1 protein-coding gene and 1 other annotated feature are annotated in these 1,309 nt (G+C 41.0%); the gene reads left to right on the forward strand.

Annotation, left to right across the window (positions count from 1 at the left end):
• The first annotated feature begins 50 nt into the window (after positions 1-50).
• Positions 51-1,270 (forward strand): IS3-like element ISAba34 family transposase gene (locus R5R67_RS19350; protein WP_085944009.1). Its coding sequence is split into 2 segments (ribosomal slippage): positions 51-327 and positions 327-1,270, totalling 1,221 coding nucleotides; the frame shifts between segments, so codons are not numbered across the junction.
• Positions 326-442 (forward strand) — a sequence feature (AL1L pseudoknot). It overlaps the preceding gene by 117 nt.
• Positions 1,271-1,309: the final 39 nt, after the last annotated feature.

Consider the following 1,309-nt stretch of genomic DNA (forward strand, 5'->3'; position numbering starts at 1 on the left):
TGAACCGTACCGGGTTTGTCGGAGACTCAGTATTCTGAGAGAATGTTCCGATGACCAAATTAAAATATACCCCTGAAATCAGAGAAAGAGCGGTTCAATTATTGATTGAATCTGAAAAAGACTATCCATCTAATTGGGCTGCGATCACAGCTATTGCGCCTAAGATTGGTTGTACTCCTGAAACACTTCGTGCTTGGCATCAAAAGCATTTAGATGAGCAAAATCCTATCAAAGTACAACAGATCTCTGATCAAGAAAAAATGAAGCAAATGGAACGTGAAATCAAAGAATTAAAGCGTGCCAATGAAATTCTGCGTAAAGCAGCCGCTTTTTTCGCCCAGGCGGAGCTCGACCGCCCACACAAATAATGGTGGATTTCATCCATAACAATAAGGCGTTATATGGTGTTGAGGCGATTTGTAGGATTTTACCGATCTCAGCTTCTACCTATTATCGAACACTAGATATTGCTGAAAACCCAGAACATCGAGCAAAGCGAGATCTACATGATTTGCATCATGCTGAACAAATTAAACGAATTTGGAAAGAAAGTTCAGGTCGATATGGTGTACGTAAAGTTTGGCAACAACTGAAACGTGAAGGTTATGTTATTGCACGCTGTACAGTGGTTCGCTTGATGAAGAAGCTAGGTATACAGGGTGTTTGGCGTGGGAAGAATAAATACACCACCCGTAGCCGAGATGATCAAAAAAGAGCGGATGATTTAGTGAAACGTAATTTTACTGCTGATTATCCAAACCAACTATGGGTCGGTGACTTCACGTATATTCAAACTCATTCAGGCTGGGTCTATACCGCCTTTATTATTGATGTGTTCTCACGAGCGATTGTTGGATGGAAAGTATCAACACGTATGAATACAGACATGGTGCTCGATGCACTAGAGCAAGCATTGCATGACCGAGGTATGCCTAAGAATGTGATTCATCATTCAGATAGAGGTGTTCAATATCTTTCAATTCGCTATACCAATCGTTTAGAAGCAGCAAATTTACGAGCATCAGTCGGTACGACCGGTGATTCATACGATAACGCTTTGGCTGAAACAGTGAATGGGTTATACAAAACAGAGGTGATTGAATATTTAAAAGCAGACTGGCAAGGTTTAGCGGATGTACAACTTGCGACATTAAATTGGGTAGATTGGTTCAACAAAAAGCGTGTACACAGCGCATTGGGTTATGTATCGCCTTTTGAGTTTGAAGCAATGTACTATGATAAGATTAACCCGTTAGGTCACGTGGCCTAACTTAAATAAAAATGTCTCCGACAAACCCGGTACGGTTCA

This window comes from Acinetobacter sp. OYA S30 (genome assembly GCF_033599315.1).
In the GTDB taxonomy this organism is placed as follows: Bacteria; Pseudomonadota; Gammaproteobacteria; order Pseudomonadales; family Moraxellaceae; genus Acinetobacter; species Acinetobacter baumannii.